The organism is Citrobacter sp. Cf132 (assembly GCF_030333885.1).
Classification (GTDB): Bacteria; Pseudomonadota; Gammaproteobacteria; order Enterobacterales; family Enterobacteriaceae; genus Citrobacter; species Citrobacter freundii.
In genome coordinates this window covers 35,334-51,214 of record NZ_JAOWFA010000048.1, presented here as the reverse complement: position 1 = coordinate 51,214, position 15,881 = coordinate 35,334, and the positions used below count along the sequence as shown (strand labels likewise).

Below are 15,881 nucleotides of genomic sequence, written 5' to 3'. Positions count from 1 at the left end.
TGCAAATGATAATCAGTATCGTTTGCGGGTCCTTTCCGGCGATCCGGCCTGTTACGGGGCGGCGACCTCGCAGATTCTCGCTATTTATGAAAATTTTCAGGCATTTGCCGTTTCCGTTCTTCTTCTCGCTAATTCATTGTTTTAACTGTAAACACCCCCTGAAAAGAAAGGAAATGATAAGCCTTAAAAACGGCTAAATAGCCAGAGGGTGTTTCCTTTCTCTGTTTTTGTGTATGGAGTGAGCTATGGAGGTCAACAAAAAGCGTCTTTCTGAAATATTTGGGGTCAGCGTGCGAACCATTCAGAACTGGCAGGATCAGGGAATGCCTGTAGCACGTGGCGGTGGAAAAGGTAATGAGGTCCTCTATGAATCTTCCGCGGCTATCGAATGGTATTCCGCACGCGACGCGGCGATTGAGAATGAGAAATTACGCAAGGAGGTGGAAGACCTTCGTCTTGCATCGGAATCCGACCTTCAGCCTGGTACGATTGACTATGAGCGTCACCGCCTCACACGAGCGCAGGCAGATGCCCAGGAACTAAAAAATGCAAAAGATTCCGCTGAGGTGGTGGAAACCGCATTCTGCACGTTCGTGCTGTCGCGGATGGCCGGAGAAGTAGCCAGCATTCTTGATGGAGTTCCTCTGTCGGTTCAGCGGCGCTTCCCGGAGCTGGAAAACCGACATATTGATTTCCTCAAGAAGGACATCATTAAAGCCATGAACAAAGCAGCTGCGCTGGATGAAATAATACCGGGGTTGCTGAGTGAATATATCGAACAGTCAGGTTAAGGGGCTGCAGCACTCTGCGCGCGCGGGTCTACTTTCGCTGTACCGACCTGAGCCGCAAACGGCGGTTGAATGGGCAGACGATAATTACTATCTCCCCAAAGAGTCGGCCTACCAGGAAGGGCGCTGGGAAACGTTGCCGTTTCAACGCGCGATCATGAATGCGATGGGTAACGATTACATACGTGAGGTCAACGTTGTTAAGTCTGCCCGTGTTGGCTATTCAAAAATGTTGCTGGGTGTTTATGCGTATTTTATTCAGCACAAGCAGCGAAATTCCCTTATCTGGCTGCCTACTGATGGTGACGCCGAAAACTTTATGAAGTCGCATGTTGAGCCGACGATTCGCGATATTCCGTCACTTCTGGCGCTGGCCCCCTGGTATGGAAAAAAGCACCGGGACAATACGCTCAGTATGAAACGCTTCTCCAACGGTCGCGGGTTCTGGTGTCTGGGTGGTAAAGCGGCGAAAAACTATCGTGAGAAATCGGTCGATGTCGCCGGTTACGATGAACTGGCGGCATTCGATGAAGATATTGAGAAAGAGGGATCCCCGACGTTCCTGGGTGATAAACGTATTGAGGGGTCTGTCTGGCCCAAATCTATTCGCGGCTCAACGCCAAAAACAAAGGGGACCTGCCAGATTGAGCGTGCTGCCAGCGAGTCCGGGCATTTCATGCGTTTTCATGTTTCCTGTCCGCACTGTGGTGAAGAGCAGTACCTGAAGTTCGGCGACAAAGAAACCCCGTTCGGGTTCAAATGGACACCTGGCGATCCCTCCAGCGTCTTTTACCTGTGTGAACATAATGCCTGCGTCATTAAGCAGCAGGAGCTGGATTTCAGTGAAGCTCGTTACATCTGTGACACCACCGGGATCTGGACGCGTGATGGTTTATCCTGGTTTTCATCAACAGGCACCGAAATCGACCCGCCAGACAGCGTGACGTTTCACATCTGGACGGCATACAGCCCGTTTACCACCTGGGTACAGATCGTTAAAGACTGGCTAAAAACGAAAGGGGATACCGGAAAGCGTAAAACCTTCGTGAACACCACTCTGGGCGAAACATGGGAGCCTAAAATTGGTGAACGGCCTGACGCGGAGCTCATGGCCGAACGCAAAGAGTTTTTTGGGGCATCCGTACCGGATCGTGTTGCTTATCTGACAGCCGGGATTGACTCACAGCTGGATCGATATGAAATGCGCGTCTGGGGATGGGGACCCGGAGAGGAAAGCTGGCTGATTGACCGGCAAATCATTATGGGCCGTCATGATGATGAAGCGACCCTCGTCAGGGTGGACGAGGCGATTAACAAAACCTACCCCCGAAAGAATGGCGTGGAAATGTCGGTATCCCGTATCTGCTGGGATATCGGCGGTATTGACCCCACCATTGTCTACAATCGCTCAAAAATGCATGGCCTGTTTCGCGTGATCCCGATTAAAGGGGCTTCCGTTTACGGCAAGCCCGTCGCGAATATGCCGCGTAAACGCAACAAGAACGGCGTTTATCTTACGGAAGTGGGTACTGATACCGCAAAGGAGCAGATTTATAACCGCTTCACACTTCAGCCGGAAGGGAGTGATCCTCTTGCCGGTGCCGTGCATTTCCCTAATAACCCCGAAATTTATGATCTGGCTGAGGCACAGCAGCTTACTGCTGAGGAGCAGGTTGAAAAATGGGTGGACGGGCGTAAGAAAATCGTCTGGGACAGCAAAAAGCGACGAAATGAGGCGCTGGACTGCTTCGTGTATGCGCTGGCGGCCCTGCGGATCAGTATTTCGCGATGGCAACTGAATCTTGATTCACTGCTCGCGAGCCTGCTGGAGGAAGAGGGGGGGCGGACCAATAACAAAACCCTGGCTGATTATGCCCGGGCATTATCTGGAGATGAATAATGGCGACACAGACTGATCTGGATGCCGCCCGTGCTGCGTTGCATGACCTCATGATGGGAAAGCGGGTGGCAACGGTGCAAAAAGACGGCCGGCGGGTTGAGTTCACTGCGACTTCAGTCAGTGACCTGAAGAAATACATTGCCGAACTTGAGTCACAGGTTGGCACCACTCCACGACGCCGGGGACCGGCAGGATTTTACGCATGAAAACACCTGCTTTGTTAGGACCGGACGGTAAAACCGCTCTGCGGGATTATGCCGGATATCATGGCGGTGCTGGTGGCTTTGGCGGTCAGCTCCGCGCCTGGAATCCACCGAGTGAAAGCGCAGATGCTGCGTTATTGCCTAATTTTTCCCGTGGTAACGCGCGCGCTGACGATCTGGTCCGCAATAACGGTTATGCGGCAAACGCGGTACAGCTCCATCAGGATCACATTGTCGGGTCATTTTTCCGGCTCAGTTATCGCCCCAGCTGGCGTTTTCTGGGCATTGGAGAGGAAGAGGCCCGGGCGTTCTCTCGTGAAGTTGAGGCGGCCTGGAAAGAATTTGCGGAGGACGATTGCTGCTGCATTGATGCGGAACGTAAGCGTACATTCACCATGATGATCCGCGAGGGTGTTTCCATGCATGCGTTTAACGGTGAGTTATGTGCACAGGCCACCTGGGACAGTGATTCCACGCGTCTTTTCCGCACACAGTTCAAGATGGTGAGCCCAAAACGCATCAGCAACCCCAATAATGCCGGAGACACGCGAAACTGTCGGGCAGGTGTCAGAACAAATGACAGTGGTGCCGCGCTGGGATATTACGTCAGCGAGGATGGCTATCCGGGGTGGATGGCGCAGAAGTGGACCTACATCCCGCGTGAACTGCCCGGCGGCCGGCCTTCCTTTATCCACGTATTTGAACCCCTGGAAGATGGGCAGACACGCGGTGCTAACGTGTTTTACAGCGTCATGGAGCAAATGAAAATGCTCGATACACTGCAAAATACGCAGCTCCAGAGTGCGATTGTTAAGGCGATGTATGCCGCTACGATTGAAAGTGAGCTGGATACGCAAACTGCGATGGACTTTATTCTCGGCTCAGACAGTAAAGAGCAGCAAAGCAAGATGACTGGCTGGCTGGGGGAGATGGCCTCGTACTATACCGCGGCGCCGGTTCGTCTCGGCGGCGCGAAGGTGCCGCATCTGATGCCGGGCGACTCCCTGAATCTTCAGTCAGCGCAGGATACTGATAACGGCTATTCGACGTTTGAACAATCTCTGCTGCGCTACATTGCTGCAGGGCTGGGTGTATCGTATGAGCAACTCTCTCGCAACTATTCGCAGATGAGTTATTCCACCGCCCGCGCCAGTGCTAACGAGTCCTGGGCGTACTTTATGGGGCGTCGCAAATTTGTTGCCTCCCGCCAGGCCTGTCAGATGTTTTTATGCTGGCTGGAAGAGGCCATTGTTCGCCGGGTGGTGACACTACCGTCTAAAGCCCGATTCAGTTTTCAGGAGGCGAGAAGCGCCTGGGGAAATGCAGACTGGATCGGCTCCGGGAGAATGGCCATTGACGGTCTGAAGGAGGTGCAGGAGGCTGTCATGCTCATTGAGGCGGGGCTGAGCACCTATGAGAAGGAATGCGCCAAACGCGGGGAAGATTATCAGGAAATCTTTGCCCAGCAGGTTCGCGAAACGATGGAGCGCCGCGCAGCGGGACTTAAACCGCCAGCGTGGGCGGCTTCGGCCTTTGAGTCTGGACTGAAAAAATCGAATGAGGAGGGGACCGATGACGCCAGAGCTGCGTAATCTCCCGCACATTGCCAGTATGGCCTTCAATGAGCCGCTTTTACTTGAACCCGCCTATGCGCGGGTTTTCTTTTGCGCGCTCGCTGGTCAGTTAGGTATCACCCGTCTGACCGACACCGTGTCGGGCGTTACGCTTGGCGCAGAGCAGATGGCTGAACCGCTGGCACTCTTTGGTGATGATGAGGAAATGGGGCCAAAGCCGGCGCGAAGCTACCAGGTCACTGATGGTATCGCGGTGCTGCCTGTTTCCGGGACGCTGGTCAGTAAAACCCGCTCACTCCAGCCGTATTCGGGGATGACGGGGTACAACGGCATCATCGCCCGCCTCCAGCAGGCAATCAGCGATCCGGGTGTAGACGGCATTCTTCTGGATATGGATACGCCAGGTGGAATGGTGGCGGGTGCCTTTGACTGTGCGGACATCATCGCCCGCATGCGGGATATCAAACCCATCTGGGCGTTAGCCAACGATATGAACTGCAGCGCTGGCCAGCTGATTGCCAGTGCGGCATCACGTCGGCTTGTGACCCAGACGGCCAGAACGGGATCCATCGGGGTCATGATGGCCCACAGCAATTACGGCGCCGCCCTTAAAACCAGCGGCGTTGAGGTCACGTTGATTTACAGCGGCGATCACAAGGTGGACGGGAACCCCTACGAGAAATTACCCAAAGAGGTACGCGCAGATTTTCAGGCGCGTATCGACGCTACCCGGCAGATGTTCGCTGAAAAGGTGGCGGGTTATACCGGCATGTCGGTTCAGGCCGTTCTTGATACTGAAGCAGCTGTGTTTTCAGGCCAGGAATCAGTTGACAACGGCCTGGCGGAGCAGCTGGTCAACAACATGGATGCGCTGAACGTTATGCGCGATGCAATTAACAAACGAACGATGATTTCCCGAGGAGGAAGCATGAAAGGTACTACTGCATCCGCAGATACCACTCAACCAGCAGCATCTGCTGACCAGACCGTGGCCACCGTTGACGTGCCTGCTGCGGTCGTTACTGACCCTGCAGCGGGCGCAACTGTTGATATCAGCAGCCAGGTGGCAGCGGCGGTCGCAGCCGAAAACGGTCGCATTATGGGGATCCTGAACTGTGAAGAGGCGAAAGGGCGTGAATCACAGGCGCGCGCGCTGGCGGAAACGCCCGGGATGACGGTGGAAAGTGCCCAGCGCATCCTTTCCGCGGCTCCTCTGAGTGCTCAGGCGCGTACGGATACCGCGCTGGATCGTCTGATGGAAACCGCACCCGGCACCGTAACGGCAGGTAGCGCTTCTGCCGAAGCGGGTGACGATTTGTTAAATACGCCTGTTTAAGAGGTCAACATGTCTAACACTGAACAATTTACGCACAATCAGCCCCTCGGGAACAGTGATCCGGCGCATACCGGTTTTGCACCTGGTGAACTGACGAAAGCAGTACCGGCGATGACGCCCCTGATGCTGGATGCCACTTCCGGCAAGCTGACCGTCTGGGATGGCCAGCATGCGGGGGCTGCCTGTGGCGTTCTGGCGGTGTCTGCCGACCAGAGCAGCACTGAGCTGGCATTCTATAAGTCCGGCTCTTTCCGTATTGAAGATGTACTCTGGCCGGATGCGGTGACGGATGAACACATCAAACGCAACGCATTCGCAGGTACAGCCATCAGTATCGTCTGACATCCGACTTAACACTAACCATCATCCACAGAAGCCTCCATCGCGGCTTTTTTTACGGGAAACATCTATGTCAATTTACACAACGGCCCAACTGCTGGCGGTCAATGAGAAGAAATTCAAGTTCGATCCGCTTTTCCTGCGTATCTTCTTCCGTGAAAGCTACCCTTTCAGCACTGAGAAGGTGTATCTGTCGCAAATTCCGGGCATGGTCAACATGGCGCTGTACGTCTCGCCTGTTATTTCCGGCAAGGTTATCCGCTCCCGCGGCGGCGCAACGTCAGAGTTTACGCCGGGTTACGTCAAGCCCAAGCACGAGGTAAACCCGCAGATGACGCTGCGCCGCCTGCCGGATGAAGACCCGCAAAATCTGGCTGACCCGGCCTACCGCCGCCGTCGCATTATCCTGCAGAACATGAAGGATGAAGAACTGGCGATTGCTCAGGTGGAAGAGAAACAGGCTGTGGCTGCTGTTCTCAACGGTAAATACACCATGACCGGCGAAGCGTTTGAACCGGTTGAGGTGGATATGGGACGCAGTGCCGGAAACAACATCATCCAGGCAGGTGCTGCGGCATGGAGCACCCGCGACAAAGAAACCTATGATCCCACTGACGATATTGAAACCTATGCGCTGAACGCCAGCGGCGTGGTCAATATTATCGTCTTTGATCCGAAGGGCTGGGCGTTGTTCCGTTCATTCAAAGCGGTAAAAGAGAAGCTCGACACCCGTCGCGGTTCTAACTCTGAACTGGAAACGGCGCTGAAGGATCTGGGTGAAGCGGTCTCCTATAAGGGAATGTATGGCGATGTGGCCATTGTCGTTTACTCCGGGCAATACATTGAAGACGACACCAAAAAGAACTACCTGCCGGATTTGAGCATGGTGCTGGGTAATACCCAGGCGCGCGGTTTGCGCACCTACGGCTGCATTCAGGATGTTGATGCCCAGCGTGAAGGCATTAACGCTTCCACGCGTTATCCGAAAAACTGGGTACAGACAGGCGATCCGGCGCGTGAGTTCACCATGATCCAGTCTGCACCACTGATGCTGCTGGCTGACCCGGATGCGTTCGTGTCTGTCAAACTCGCCTGATGTCCATTCTGTGGCCCTGCGGGGCCCTGTTCCGGAGTTGTTCTTATGACAGAAAAAGAAAAGTTGATTGCGCGGCTTAATGAGCTTGGCGCGCAGCTTGGTCGGGAAGTGAATACCAGTGGCACCATTCAGGAGCTCTCTATGCGCATTGCAGAGCTGGAGGAAGAACTGAATGACGGCACTGATACCGATAGTGTTGAAAATGGTGGCGTAAGTGATGGTAGTGCATCCACCGGCGCCGCAGAACCCGTGCCGCCAGTGGATACTGTGTTAAGCGGCAGAACAGATAGCGCGCTGATGGCCGTCGAAACGCTGGCCACGCTGCACATTGAGGCGCTGCACGCGACCCGCGATGAACGGGTATCTATTGTGGAAGCGGGTACCGTGATCCGCGTGACACAAGCGGATGCGGACAGCCTGGTTGCACTCGGACTGGTCCGCGAGTACTAGCAGGGGGCTGTGTGGCTGATTTCGATAACCTTTTTGATGCTGCAATAACACAGGCCGATGACACTATCCGGCAGGTTATGGGGACTTCTGCAACGGTAACGTCCGGCGCGATTTCTGGCGTCACGTTGAGTGGTGTTTTCGATGATCCGGAAAATATCGGTTACGCCACACCCGGCATCCGTGTCGAGGGGACCAGCCCGTCGTTGTTTGTGAAATCAGCAACGATTGGGCAGCTGGCGCGGCTGGACACGCTGGATATTAACGGAAAACCTTTCTGGGTTGATCGTATTGGTCCTGATGACTGTGGCTCCTGCCATATCTGGCTTGGTACGGGTTCTCCTCCCGCAGCGACCCGGCGCCGTTAAGGGAAAACTATGTCTTTAAAAGGGCTTGAACAGGCTATAGCAAACCTGAACAGCATCAGCAATACGGCGGTTCCGCGGGCCTCGGCGCAGGCTGTTAACCGTGTCGCCACTCGGGCAGTCAGCCGAAGCGTTGCCGTTGTCTCGAAAGATACGCGGGTGCCACGCAAGCTGGTAAAACAACGCGCGAGGATAAAACGCGCCACGGCGAAAAAGCCGATGGCAATGATCCGCGTGAACCGGGGCAACCTGCCCGCGATAAAGCTCGGTACCGCCAGCGTACGGTTATCCCGCAGAAAACGGGACAAAAAAGGGGCCAATAGTGTGTTGCGTATTGGCCCTTTTCGTTTCCCCGGGGCCTTTATTCAACAACTGGAAAATGGTCGCTGGCATGTGATGCGACGGACATCCAGACCCCGCTATCCGATCGAAGTGGTCAGCATTCCACTGGCAGCGCCACTGACGACCGCATTTAAAGATGAGCTGCCGAAGCTCATGGAATCGGATATGCCTAAAGAACTTAGGGCATCCCTTAAAAACCAACTCAGGCTGATTCTGAAACGATGAAACACACTGATATTAGAAAGGCCATTATTGATGCGCTGGAGAGCCATATTGGTAAAGGCGCGCTCTATTTTGACGGACGTCCAGCGGTACTGGAGGAGGGGGATTTTCCGGCGGTCGCTGTCTTCCTGACGGATGCCGGGTATACCGGCGAAGAACTGGATGCTGATATCTGGCAGGCCACGCTGCATATCGAAATCTTTTTACCAGCGCAGGTACCCGATTCCGAGCTCGATGACTGGATGGAGTCACGTATTTATCCGGTGCTTGGCAATGTGCCAGGTCTTTCCCTGCTGATCAATAACATGGTGCAGCAGGGATATGACTACCAGCGCGATGACGATCTTGGGCTCTGGAGTTCGGCTGATCTGAAATATTCCATTACTTACGAAATGTGAGGACGTAATGACTACACCAAACCCACTGGCGCCGGTAAAGGGTGCCACCACCACGCTCTGGATTTATTCCGGATCGGGTAACCCCTTCGCCAACCCATTATCGGATGTTGACTGGACGCGCCTGGCAAAGATTAAAGACCTGCAGCCCGGTGAACTGACTGCCGAATCAAACGACGACACCTATCTGGATGATGCGGATGCTGACTGGACGTCCACTTCACAGGGCCAGAAATCGGCGGGGGAGGCCAGTTTTACGCTGGCCTGGAAACCTGCCGAGAGCGGGCAGCAGGATCTGGTTCGCTGGTTTGATGACGGTACCGTGCTGGCGTACAAAATCAAATACCCGAATGGCGCCATCGATGTGTTCCGTGGCTGGGTAAGCAGCCTGGGTAAAACGGTGACGGCAAAAGACACCATTACCCGTTCTGTCAAAATCAGCAACAACGGCAAACCAGGTCTTGCTGAAGACAGCGCTGCTGCAGTGATTGACGTAACCGGCGTCAGCCTGGATAAATCGACCACCACCGTTGCGGTTGCTGCCACCACCACGCTGAATGTCACCGTGGCGCCAGCCAGCGCAAGCGATCCATCTTTCCGGGCCACCACCACGGATGCAGGTAAAGCCACGGTGACTGTCGCTGGTACAGTGCTGACGGTAACCGGCATTGCCGCCGGAACCGCCGACATTATCGTGATGACCAACGACGGGCTTTTTGTCGCGACCTGTAAAGTCACCGTTTCCTGACTTCCGGGGCTGTGGCCCCGCTTTCTGGAGTAATGCATGTTTTTAAAAAGTGAACCGTTCGAACGTAACGGTAATACAGTCACGCTCTACGAACTGTCGGCGCTACAGCGTATTGAGCATCTTGAACACCTGAAGTCGCTGGAAAGTATCTCTGATGCCGACATGCAGACGGCGATGGATATGACGATTAAATCCGGCGCACTGCTGGTGGCCATGTCTTTATGGCATGACCACCCCCTGAAAGGGACGCACAAAACGCCGAAAGAAGACGTTGAACAGATCCAGAATGAGGTGCTGATGACATGGCCACTGGAGATTATTTCCGCTGCAGAGTACAGCGTGAAGCTGCTGTCCGGCATGGTGCCGCTGCAGGAAGCGAATGATCCAGAGGATATCGCTGTGACTGAGCCGGTCAGTCTGGAAAAGTCCTCGCCAGCGAGCTGACATTCGTCCTGAAACTGGCGCGTGAATTTCGCCGCCCGGACTGGCGCGCCATGCTTGCTGGTATGTCGTCAACGGAATACGCCGACTGGCGAATGTTCTACCAGGACAATTTTTTTAATGATGTGCAACTGGATGCACATTTTTCCTCGCTGATGCATATCGTTATCACCGCGCTTGACCCCAAAACCACATCAACCCCTGCCAGCTTCAGCCTGCTTTCACCTTCAGCGGAGGATATTGCCGACGATGAACCCGGTGACGCTGTGCTGATGGCAAAGGCCGAGGGCATTTCAGGAGGTGTTCGCTATGGCCCAGACGGCAGTGGGTGACCTGGTCGTTAATCTTGATGTTAACTCGTCAAAGTTCAACGAGCAGATGGAGTACGTAAAAAGGCAGTTTAAGCAGACGGGTGACGCAGCGAATGACTCGGCGCTGAAGGTGCAGCAGTCATTTACCCGCCAGGAGAGCGCCGCGAAGAAGGCCGGCATTTCTGTAGGACAGTACAACGCGGCGATGCGTATGCTGCCTGCGCAGTTTACGGATATTGCCACTCAGCTGGCCGGAGGGCAGAGTCCGTGGCTTATCCTGCTGCAGCAGGGCGGTCAGGTGAAAGACTCCTTCGGCGGTATTATTCCGACCTTTCGGGCGCTGCTGGGCACCATATCGCCGGTGATGGTAGGCGTTGGCGCGCTGGCTGCCGCCACTGGCGCGGTGGTTTACGCCTGGTATCAGGGCTCGTCCACGCTGTCTGATTTCAACAAAACGCTGGTTCTGTCCGGTAATACTGCCGGGCTGACCTCAAACCGCATGCTGGTGCTGGCGAAATCCGGCGAGCAGGCGGGACTCACGTTTAACCAGACCAGCAGCGCGCTGACGGAGCTGGTTAACGCCGGAGTGCGTGCCGGTGCCCGGTTCGATGAGATGAGTCAGGCGGTAGCGAAATTTACCGATGCGTCGGGCGTGCCGGTCGATAAGGTGGCGGCGGCATTCGGCAAACTGACGAACGATCCGACCTCTGGTCTGATTGCCATGGCGCAGCAGTTCCACAACGTTACCGCGGAACAGATTGCTTATGTGGCGCAACTGCAACGCGCCGGTGATGAAGCAGGGGCGCTGCAGGCAGCTAATGATGCGGCGACGAACGGTTTTCGTGAGCAGACAAAGAGCCTGCGCGACAATATGGGGTCGATTGAGTCTGCTGCCGACAGCCTGAAGCGTGCCTTTAAATCGATGTGGGATGCGGCGCTCGATATCGGGCGGCCTGACACCACGCAGGAGATGGTTGCCAAAGCGGAAGCGGCCTTTAAGCGGGCGGATGAAATCTGGAATCTGCGTAAAGGTGATGGTTATGTCAATGATGATGCGCGTGCCAGCTACTGGAACGATCGGGAGTCTGCCCGCCTTGCACTGGAAATGGCGCAGCAGCAGGCCAGCGTGGCAAAGGCCACTGAGGATAACGCCGCCCGCGAGGCGGTGATTGAATCTGACCGCCAGAAGTATGCCGCGCAGGCGCAGTCGAATTATGCAAAGACGCAGACTGCGCTGGAGAAGTACACGGCCCGTCAGAATGAACTGAACAAGGCGCTTAAAGACGGACGGATCCTCCAGGCTGACTACAACATCAATCTGGAAGCTGCGAAAAAAGAATACGACGACTCGCTGAAGAAACCCAAAGCCCCTTCAGCGGTAAAAACACCTGCAGGTGTAAAAAGTGTCGATACTGCCAGCGCGCAGACGCTGGAGCTGGAGGCGCAGTTACGCACTCTGCAGGAGCACAAGAGCATCACGGATACCATCAGCCAGCAGCGGCAGGAATTGTGGAAACAACAATCCCGCTTTTCGGTGCTGGAAGAGGCCGCCAAAAAGCGCGCGCTGACCGCCGATGAAAAATCGGTGCTGGCGAACAAAGACGAGGTACTGGCGCGGGCCGAAGTGAATGCCCGGCTGGGCGATCAGATTGTTGCCCAGGAACGGTTAAACCGCCTGCAGGACAGCTCGCAGAAGTACGTTACCCAGATTGGTGAGAAAACCCGGGCGCTTGTGGCCGGGGGCAGCATGAGCAGTCGCGGCGCGCAGCGGCAAAACGAAGAGGCACAGCTGCGGCAGGGCTGGATGAATGCCGGCGGTACGGACACCGATCAGGGTTATCAGAATGAACTGGATGCACTGAAGAAATATTATGCCGCACAGGACGAGCTCCGCGGCAACTGGCAGGCCGGGGCGAAATCAGCGTGGGCTGACTATGCCGATTCAGCAGCTGATGCCTATGGCTCGATGAAGTCTGCTGCTTCAGCCACATTCGATGGTATCAGCCAGAATATGGCCGATATGCTGACGACAGGGAAAGCAAACTGGGCAGATTTCACCCGTTCCACGTTGTCGATGCTGACGCAGATCCTGATGAAGCAGGCCATGGCTGGCCTGGTCAGTTCTGCCACGTCAGCGCTGGGTTTTGCTGGCGGTGGTTATACCGGATCCGGCGGCAAGTATGAGCCAGCAGGTGTGGTGCACCGTGGCGAGTTTGTCTTTACGCAGGAAGCCACTAACCGAATCGGTGTCGGCAACCTTTATCGCATGATGCGCGGTTATGCGACTGGTGGCCTGGTCGGGGGGAGTGGCGCTGGCGTTGCTTCTCCTTTTGGTGTCAGCGTGTATGCACCGGTTTCGGTTACAACAGGCCAGGGGGATTCCGGTCAGCAGAAAGGAAACGGTGATGCGCTGGGGAAAGCCTATCAGCAGGTGATCAACAGTTCCATCAGGGAAGGTATCACCAGAGAGGTCCGGCCCGGAGGCATTATCTGGAATGCAACAAAACAGAGGTAAGCAATGGCGATCGAGCATTTTGCGTGGCGGATTAAAGCATCCAGCCAGCCGACCCTGAAAAGTAAGGATACCGTCCGCACGGCACAGTTTGGTGATGGCTATAAGCAAGTATCAGGTGCCGGGATGAATGATGAAACGCTCAGCTATGAGTTTTCATTTACCGGCGAACCGGGAACCGTCAAGGATATCTATGCTTTTCTGCGGCGCCATAAGACGAAATCATTTTCGTTTACCCCACCAGGCGGTGATCTGGCGCTGTGGCGAGTTGAGGCAGACAGCCTGCAGCGCGTCACCAAAAGTAAAACGGTGGAAACCGTATCAGCCACCTTTGAACAGGCGTTTGCACCATGAGCTTAAACAGTGATTATCAGAAACTTGAGCCGGGCAATGTTGTCCGGCTTTTTGATGTCGATGGCACCGCATTTGGTGTTTCCGACGTTCTCCGCTTCCACGCCCACAATATTGCTCACACTCCCGATGAAATTGCCGCTGCTGGTGGAGATGAAAATAAGCTACCGGCGAAATCGATCTGGTGGCAGGGGCAGGAATATAAAGCCTGGCCCTGCCAGATCGAGGGTATTGAGACGGCGACCGACGGGACCAGCGCGCAGCCGACGCTGTCGGTCGCTAACCTGGACAGTTCCATTACGGCGCTGTGTCTTGCTTATGATGACCTGCTGCAGGCAAAGGTCACGATTCATGACACGCTGGCGCAGTATCTGGATGCGAAAAACTATCCGGAGGGCAACCCGTCAGCGGATCCGCAGCAGGAAAAGCTGAAGGTGTTTTACATTGACGCCAAGAGCACTGAAACCAATGAGGTGGTGGCGTTTACGTTATCCAGTCCAATGGACCTGCAGGGGCTGATGATCCCGACGCGCCAGCTACATTCGCTTTGTACCTGGTGTATCCGTAACAAATACCGCTCAGGTGATGGATGTGACTATGCCGGAACGCGTTATTTCGACAAGCACAACAACCCGGTTAACGATCCGTCACTCGATGAATGCCCCGGTACGCTCACTGCGTGCAAGTTGAGGCATGGCGAGGGGAACGAGTTGCCGTTCGGTGGTTTCCCTGGCACATCCCTGATCAGGAGCTGATATGCGTCAGAAAATTATCGATGCCATTATGGCGCATGCTGCTGCTGAATATCCGCGCGAATGCTGCGGCGTGGTGGTGCAAAAAAGCAGGGTGCAGCGGTACATTCCCTGCCGTAATCTGGCAACCGATCCGACAGAGCATTTCCACCTGTCACCGGAGGATTACGCCACTGCCGAAGACTGGGGAACAGTGATTGCCATTGTCCACAGCCACCCGGATGCCACGACGCAGGCGAGCGAACTGGATAAGGCACAGTGTGACGCTACGTTACTTCCGTGGCACATCGTCAGCTGGCCGGAGGGGGATCTGCGTACCATTCATCCGCGGGGCGAGCTGCCGCTACTGGAGCGCCCGTTTGTGCTCGGTCACTTCGATTGCTGGGGGCTGGTGATGAGCTATTTCCGGCAAACGCATGGCATTGAGCTGACGGATTACCGCGTGGATTATCCTTGGTGGGAGGACAGTTACCCCGAAAACTTTTACCATGATTGCTGGTATGAATGCGGATTCCGTGAATTCAGTGGCGTACCGCAGCCAGGTGATATGGTTATCATGCAGGTCCAGGCTAATAAGTGGAACCATGCAGGGATCCTGCTGGAAGGCAATATGCTACTCCACCATCTTTATGGCCATTTGAGTCAGCGTGTGCCTTACGGTGGCTACTGGCAGGAACGGACGATGAAGGTTCTACGGCATAAGTCTCTGTGCTAATCTTTTGCATTATCAAAAGGGGATAGGGATATGAAAAAAAACATATTATTGATTTCATTACTGGGTTTATTTGGTTGTAGTGCATCTTCCTTACAGGAAGGACAGCCTATTTATTCTGGTCATACCTCAAAGAGTGCTGCACAACTCAACAAATGCATGTCCCCTAAGTGGCAAGAACTGCATCCACAGGCTACAAGTATAGAAACTGAAACTGGATATAGAATATCAGCCGCTGATGATTTATTTGGTGTTCTTTCGATGGCTATTATTCAAGATGACACTGAGGGAGGGGCCGATGTGAAAGTCTATGCTGCAAATAAAGGTATCGGTGACCCGTGGGGTAAAATAGCGCGATCATGCATTTAATTTATTTCTGTTTGTCAAAGCCACGTTAGTGGCTTTTTTATTGGAGTAAATATGCAAGAAATAATGACTAGAATTGAACTGGGTGGCGCGTTAGGTAAAGTATTTGGTAGAACCCATGACAGACTAATACGAACAACAGCAGAGGCTATCAATGCATTATCAAAAACAATTTGTGGATTTGAACAATATTTAAATACTAGTAAAAATCGTGGTCTAACGTATGCTGTATTTAAAGGGAAAAGAAATATTGGAAAAGATGATTTAGGTTTTCCAGTTACAGGAGAGGTGATAAGAATTATCCCTGTTGTAATTGGCAGTAAAAAGGCAGGCCTACTTCAAACAGTTTTAGGGGCTGTACTTGTTGTTGTTGGTGCTTTGGGGGCTACTATCGGCCAAGCATGGGGCGGTGCAGCTTGGGGCCCTGCCGCTATGAAAATAGGCGCTGCAATGATGCTTGGTGGTGTTGTTCAAATGCTTTCGCCACAGCCAGCAGGACTTGCCAGCAAACAGGATGCCGAAAATCGGGCATCGTATGCATTCGGTGGTGTAACTAACACTGCTGCTCAGGGTAATCCAGTTCCGCTTCTATACGGACGCAGGCGTATTGGTGGGGCGATCATCTCTGCTGGTATATACGTCGAAGACCAGCAATAACAAAATAATCTTCCTTTCAGGCTA

Annotated in this window: 20 protein-coding genes; all 20 read left to right on the top strand. The window is 54.2% G+C overall.

Features of this window, described 5'->3' with window-relative positions; translation table 11 throughout:
* Window positions 1-245 precede the first annotated feature (245 nt).
* Window positions 246-791, top strand: a complete 546-nt coding sequence (locus tag OGV85_RS07125) for a terminase small subunit (protein ID WP_000453624.1) — start codon at window positions 246-248, stop codon at window positions 789-791.
* Window positions 766-2,688, top strand: a complete 1,923-nt coding sequence (locus OGV85_RS07120; RefSeq protein WP_127785559.1) for a phage terminase large subunit family protein — start codon at window positions 766-768, stop codon at window positions 2,686-2,688. Before OGV85_RS07125 ends, OGV85_RS07120 begins: the two co-directional genes overlap by 26 nt.
* A complete protein-coding gene (locus OGV85_RS07115) occupies window positions 2,688-2,894 on the top strand; it encodes a phage head-tail joining protein (protein ID WP_003034782.1) in 207 nt (68 codons plus the stop codon). Before OGV85_RS07120 ends, OGV85_RS07115 begins: the two co-directional genes overlap by 1 nt.
* Entirely contained in the window at window positions 2,891-4,483 is a 1,593-nt protein-coding gene (locus tag OGV85_RS07110; protein ID WP_003826190.1) for a phage portal protein, read from the top strand. Before OGV85_RS07115 ends, OGV85_RS07110 begins: the two co-directional genes overlap by 4 nt.
* Window positions 4,464-5,801: a S49 family peptidase gene (locus OGV85_RS07105; RefSeq protein WP_131445824.1), complete on the top strand. Its 1,338-nt coding sequence runs from the start codon at window positions 4,464-4,466 to the stop codon at window positions 5,799-5,801. Before OGV85_RS07110 ends, OGV85_RS07105 begins: the two co-directional genes overlap by 20 nt.
* 9 nt (window positions 5,802-5,810) lie before the next feature.
* Entirely contained in the window at window positions 5,811-6,143 is a 333-nt protein-coding gene (locus tag OGV85_RS07100) for a head decoration protein (protein WP_003826193.1), read from the top strand.
* 67 nt (window positions 6,144-6,210) lie between these two features.
* Window positions 6,211-7,236, top strand: coding sequence for a major capsid protein (locus OGV85_RS07095; protein WP_003034798.1), 1,026 nt, complete (start codon window positions 6,211-6,213; stop codon window positions 7,234-7,236).
* A 45-nt stretch (window positions 7,237-7,281) separates the two neighbouring features.
* Window positions 7,282-7,686, top strand: a complete 405-nt coding sequence (gene gpFI / locus OGV85_RS07090) for a DNA-packaging protein FI (protein ID WP_048231661.1) — start codon at window positions 7,282-7,284, stop codon at window positions 7,684-7,686.
* 11 nt (window positions 7,687-7,697) lie between these two features.
* Complete coding sequence (locus OGV85_RS07085; RefSeq protein WP_048231663.1) at window positions 7,698-8,051, top strand: head-tail joining protein; 354 nt, start codon at window positions 7,698-7,700, stop codon at window positions 8,049-8,051.
* Window positions 8,052-8,060: 9 nt separating this feature from the next.
* Window positions 8,061-8,615 (top strand): phage tail protein, encoded by a 555-nt coding sequence (locus OGV85_RS07080; protein ID WP_003826200.1) that lies wholly within the window; start codon window positions 8,061-8,063, stop codon window positions 8,613-8,615.
* A complete protein-coding gene (locus OGV85_RS07075; protein WP_032938647.1) occupies window positions 8,612-9,010 on the top strand; it encodes a phage minor tail U family protein in 399 nt (132 codons plus the stop codon). Before OGV85_RS07080 ends, OGV85_RS07075 begins: the two co-directional genes overlap by 4 nt.
* Window positions 9,011-9,017: 7 nt before the next feature.
* On the top strand, window positions 9,018-9,755 hold the full coding sequence (locus OGV85_RS07070) for a phage tail tube protein (protein WP_131445821.1): 738 nt from the start codon (window positions 9,018-9,020) through the stop codon (window positions 9,753-9,755).
* 36 nt (window positions 9,756-9,791) lie between these two features.
* A complete protein-coding gene (gene gpG, locus OGV85_RS07065; protein ID WP_131445818.1) occupies window positions 9,792-10,199 on the top strand; it encodes a phage tail assembly chaperone G in 408 nt (135 codons plus the stop codon).
* Window positions 10,200-10,249: 50 nt separating this feature from the next.
* Window positions 10,250-10,528 (top strand): phage tail assembly protein T, encoded by a 279-nt coding sequence (locus OGV85_RS07060; RefSeq protein ID WP_003826206.1) that lies wholly within the window; start codon window positions 10,250-10,252, stop codon window positions 10,526-10,528.
* Window positions 10,506-13,022: a phage tail tape measure protein gene (locus OGV85_RS07055; RefSeq protein ID WP_127785561.1), complete on the top strand. Its 2,517-nt coding sequence runs from the start codon at window positions 10,506-10,508 to the stop codon at window positions 13,020-13,022. Before OGV85_RS07060 ends, OGV85_RS07055 begins: the two co-directional genes overlap by 23 nt.
* Before the next feature lie 3 nt (window positions 13,023-13,025).
* Window positions 13,026-13,373, top strand: a complete 348-nt coding sequence (locus OGV85_RS07050) for a phage tail protein (protein WP_048216155.1) — start codon at window positions 13,026-13,028, stop codon at window positions 13,371-13,373.
* Entirely contained in the window at window positions 13,370-14,125 is a 756-nt protein-coding gene (locus OGV85_RS07045) for a phage minor tail protein L (RefSeq protein ID WP_048216156.1), read from the top strand. Before OGV85_RS07050 ends, OGV85_RS07045 begins: the two co-directional genes overlap by 4 nt.
* Window position 14,126: 1 nt before the next feature.
* Complete coding sequence (locus OGV85_RS07040) at window positions 14,127-14,837, top strand: C40 family peptidase (protein ID WP_127785563.1); 711 nt, start codon at window positions 14,127-14,129, stop codon at window positions 14,835-14,837.
* A gap of 30 nt (window positions 14,838-14,867) precedes the next feature.
* Window positions 14,868-15,203, top strand: coding sequence for a hypothetical protein (locus OGV85_RS07035; protein WP_008784485.1), 336 nt, complete (start codon window positions 14,868-14,870; stop codon window positions 15,201-15,203).
* Window positions 15,204-15,254: 51 nt separating this feature from the next.
* Window positions 15,255-15,857 (top strand): tail assembly protein, encoded by a 603-nt coding sequence (locus OGV85_RS07030; RefSeq protein ID WP_032941793.1) that lies wholly within the window; start codon window positions 15,255-15,257, stop codon window positions 15,855-15,857.
* Window positions 15,858-15,881 lie beyond the last annotated feature (24 nt).

What these genes read in the sequence shown, in the direction of transcription:
- OGV85_RS07125 (WP_000453624.1), top strand. Translation starts at nt 246, where the DNA reads ATGGAGGTCAACAAAAAGCGTCTTTCTGAAATATTTGGGGTCAGCGTG.
- OGV85_RS07115 (WP_003034782.1), top strand. Translation starts at nt 2,688, where the DNA reads ATGGCGACACAGACTGATCTGGATGCCGCCCGTGCTGCGTTGCATGAC.
- OGV85_RS07110 (WP_003826190.1), top strand. Translation starts at nt 2,891, where the DNA reads ATGAAAACACCTGCTTTGTTAGGACCGGACGGTAAAACCGCTCTGCGG.
- OGV85_RS07105 (WP_131445824.1), top strand. Translation starts at nt 4,464, where the DNA reads ATGACGCCAGAGCTGCGTAATCTCCCGCACATTGCCAGTATGGCCTTC.
- OGV85_RS07100 (WP_003826193.1), top strand. Translation starts at nt 5,811, where the DNA reads ATGTCTAACACTGAACAATTTACGCACAATCAGCCCCTCGGGAACAGT.
- OGV85_RS07095 (WP_003034798.1), top strand. Translation starts at nt 6,211, where the DNA reads ATGTCAATTTACACAACGGCCCAACTGCTGGCGGTCAATGAGAAGAAA.
- gpFI (WP_048231661.1), top strand. Translation starts at nt 7,282, where the DNA reads ATGACAGAAAAAGAAAAGTTGATTGCGCGGCTTAATGAGCTTGGCGCG.
- OGV85_RS07080 (WP_003826200.1), top strand. Translation starts at nt 8,061, where the DNA reads ATGTCTTTAAAAGGGCTTGAACAGGCTATAGCAAACCTGAACAGCATC.
- OGV85_RS07075 (WP_032938647.1), top strand. Translation starts at nt 8,612, where the DNA reads ATGAAACACACTGATATTAGAAAGGCCATTATTGATGCGCTGGAGAGC.
- OGV85_RS07070 (WP_131445821.1), top strand. Translation starts at nt 9,018, where the DNA reads ATGACTACACCAAACCCACTGGCGCCGGTAAAGGGTGCCACCACCACG.
- gpG (WP_131445818.1), top strand. Translation starts at nt 9,792, where the DNA reads ATGTTTTTAAAAAGTGAACCGTTCGAACGTAACGGTAATACAGTCACG.
- OGV85_RS07060 (WP_003826206.1), top strand. Translation starts at nt 10,250, where the DNA reads ATGCTTGCTGGTATGTCGTCAACGGAATACGCCGACTGGCGAATGTTC.
- OGV85_RS07055 (WP_127785561.1), top strand. Translation starts at nt 10,506, where the DNA reads ATGGCCCAGACGGCAGTGGGTGACCTGGTCGTTAATCTTGATGTTAAC.
- OGV85_RS07050 (WP_048216155.1), top strand. Translation starts at nt 13,026, where the DNA reads ATGGCGATCGAGCATTTTGCGTGGCGGATTAAAGCATCCAGCCAGCCG.
- OGV85_RS07045 (WP_048216156.1), top strand. Translation starts at nt 13,370, where the DNA reads ATGAGCTTAAACAGTGATTATCAGAAACTTGAGCCGGGCAATGTTGTC.
- OGV85_RS07040 (WP_127785563.1), top strand. Translation starts at nt 14,127, where the DNA reads ATGCGTCAGAAAATTATCGATGCCATTATGGCGCATGCTGCTGCTGAA.
- OGV85_RS07035 (WP_008784485.1), top strand. Translation starts at nt 14,868, where the DNA reads ATGAAAAAAAACATATTATTGATTTCATTACTGGGTTTATTTGGTTGT.
- OGV85_RS07030 (WP_032941793.1), top strand. Translation starts at nt 15,255, where the DNA reads ATGCAAGAAATAATGACTAGAATTGAACTGGGTGGCGCGTTAGGTAAA.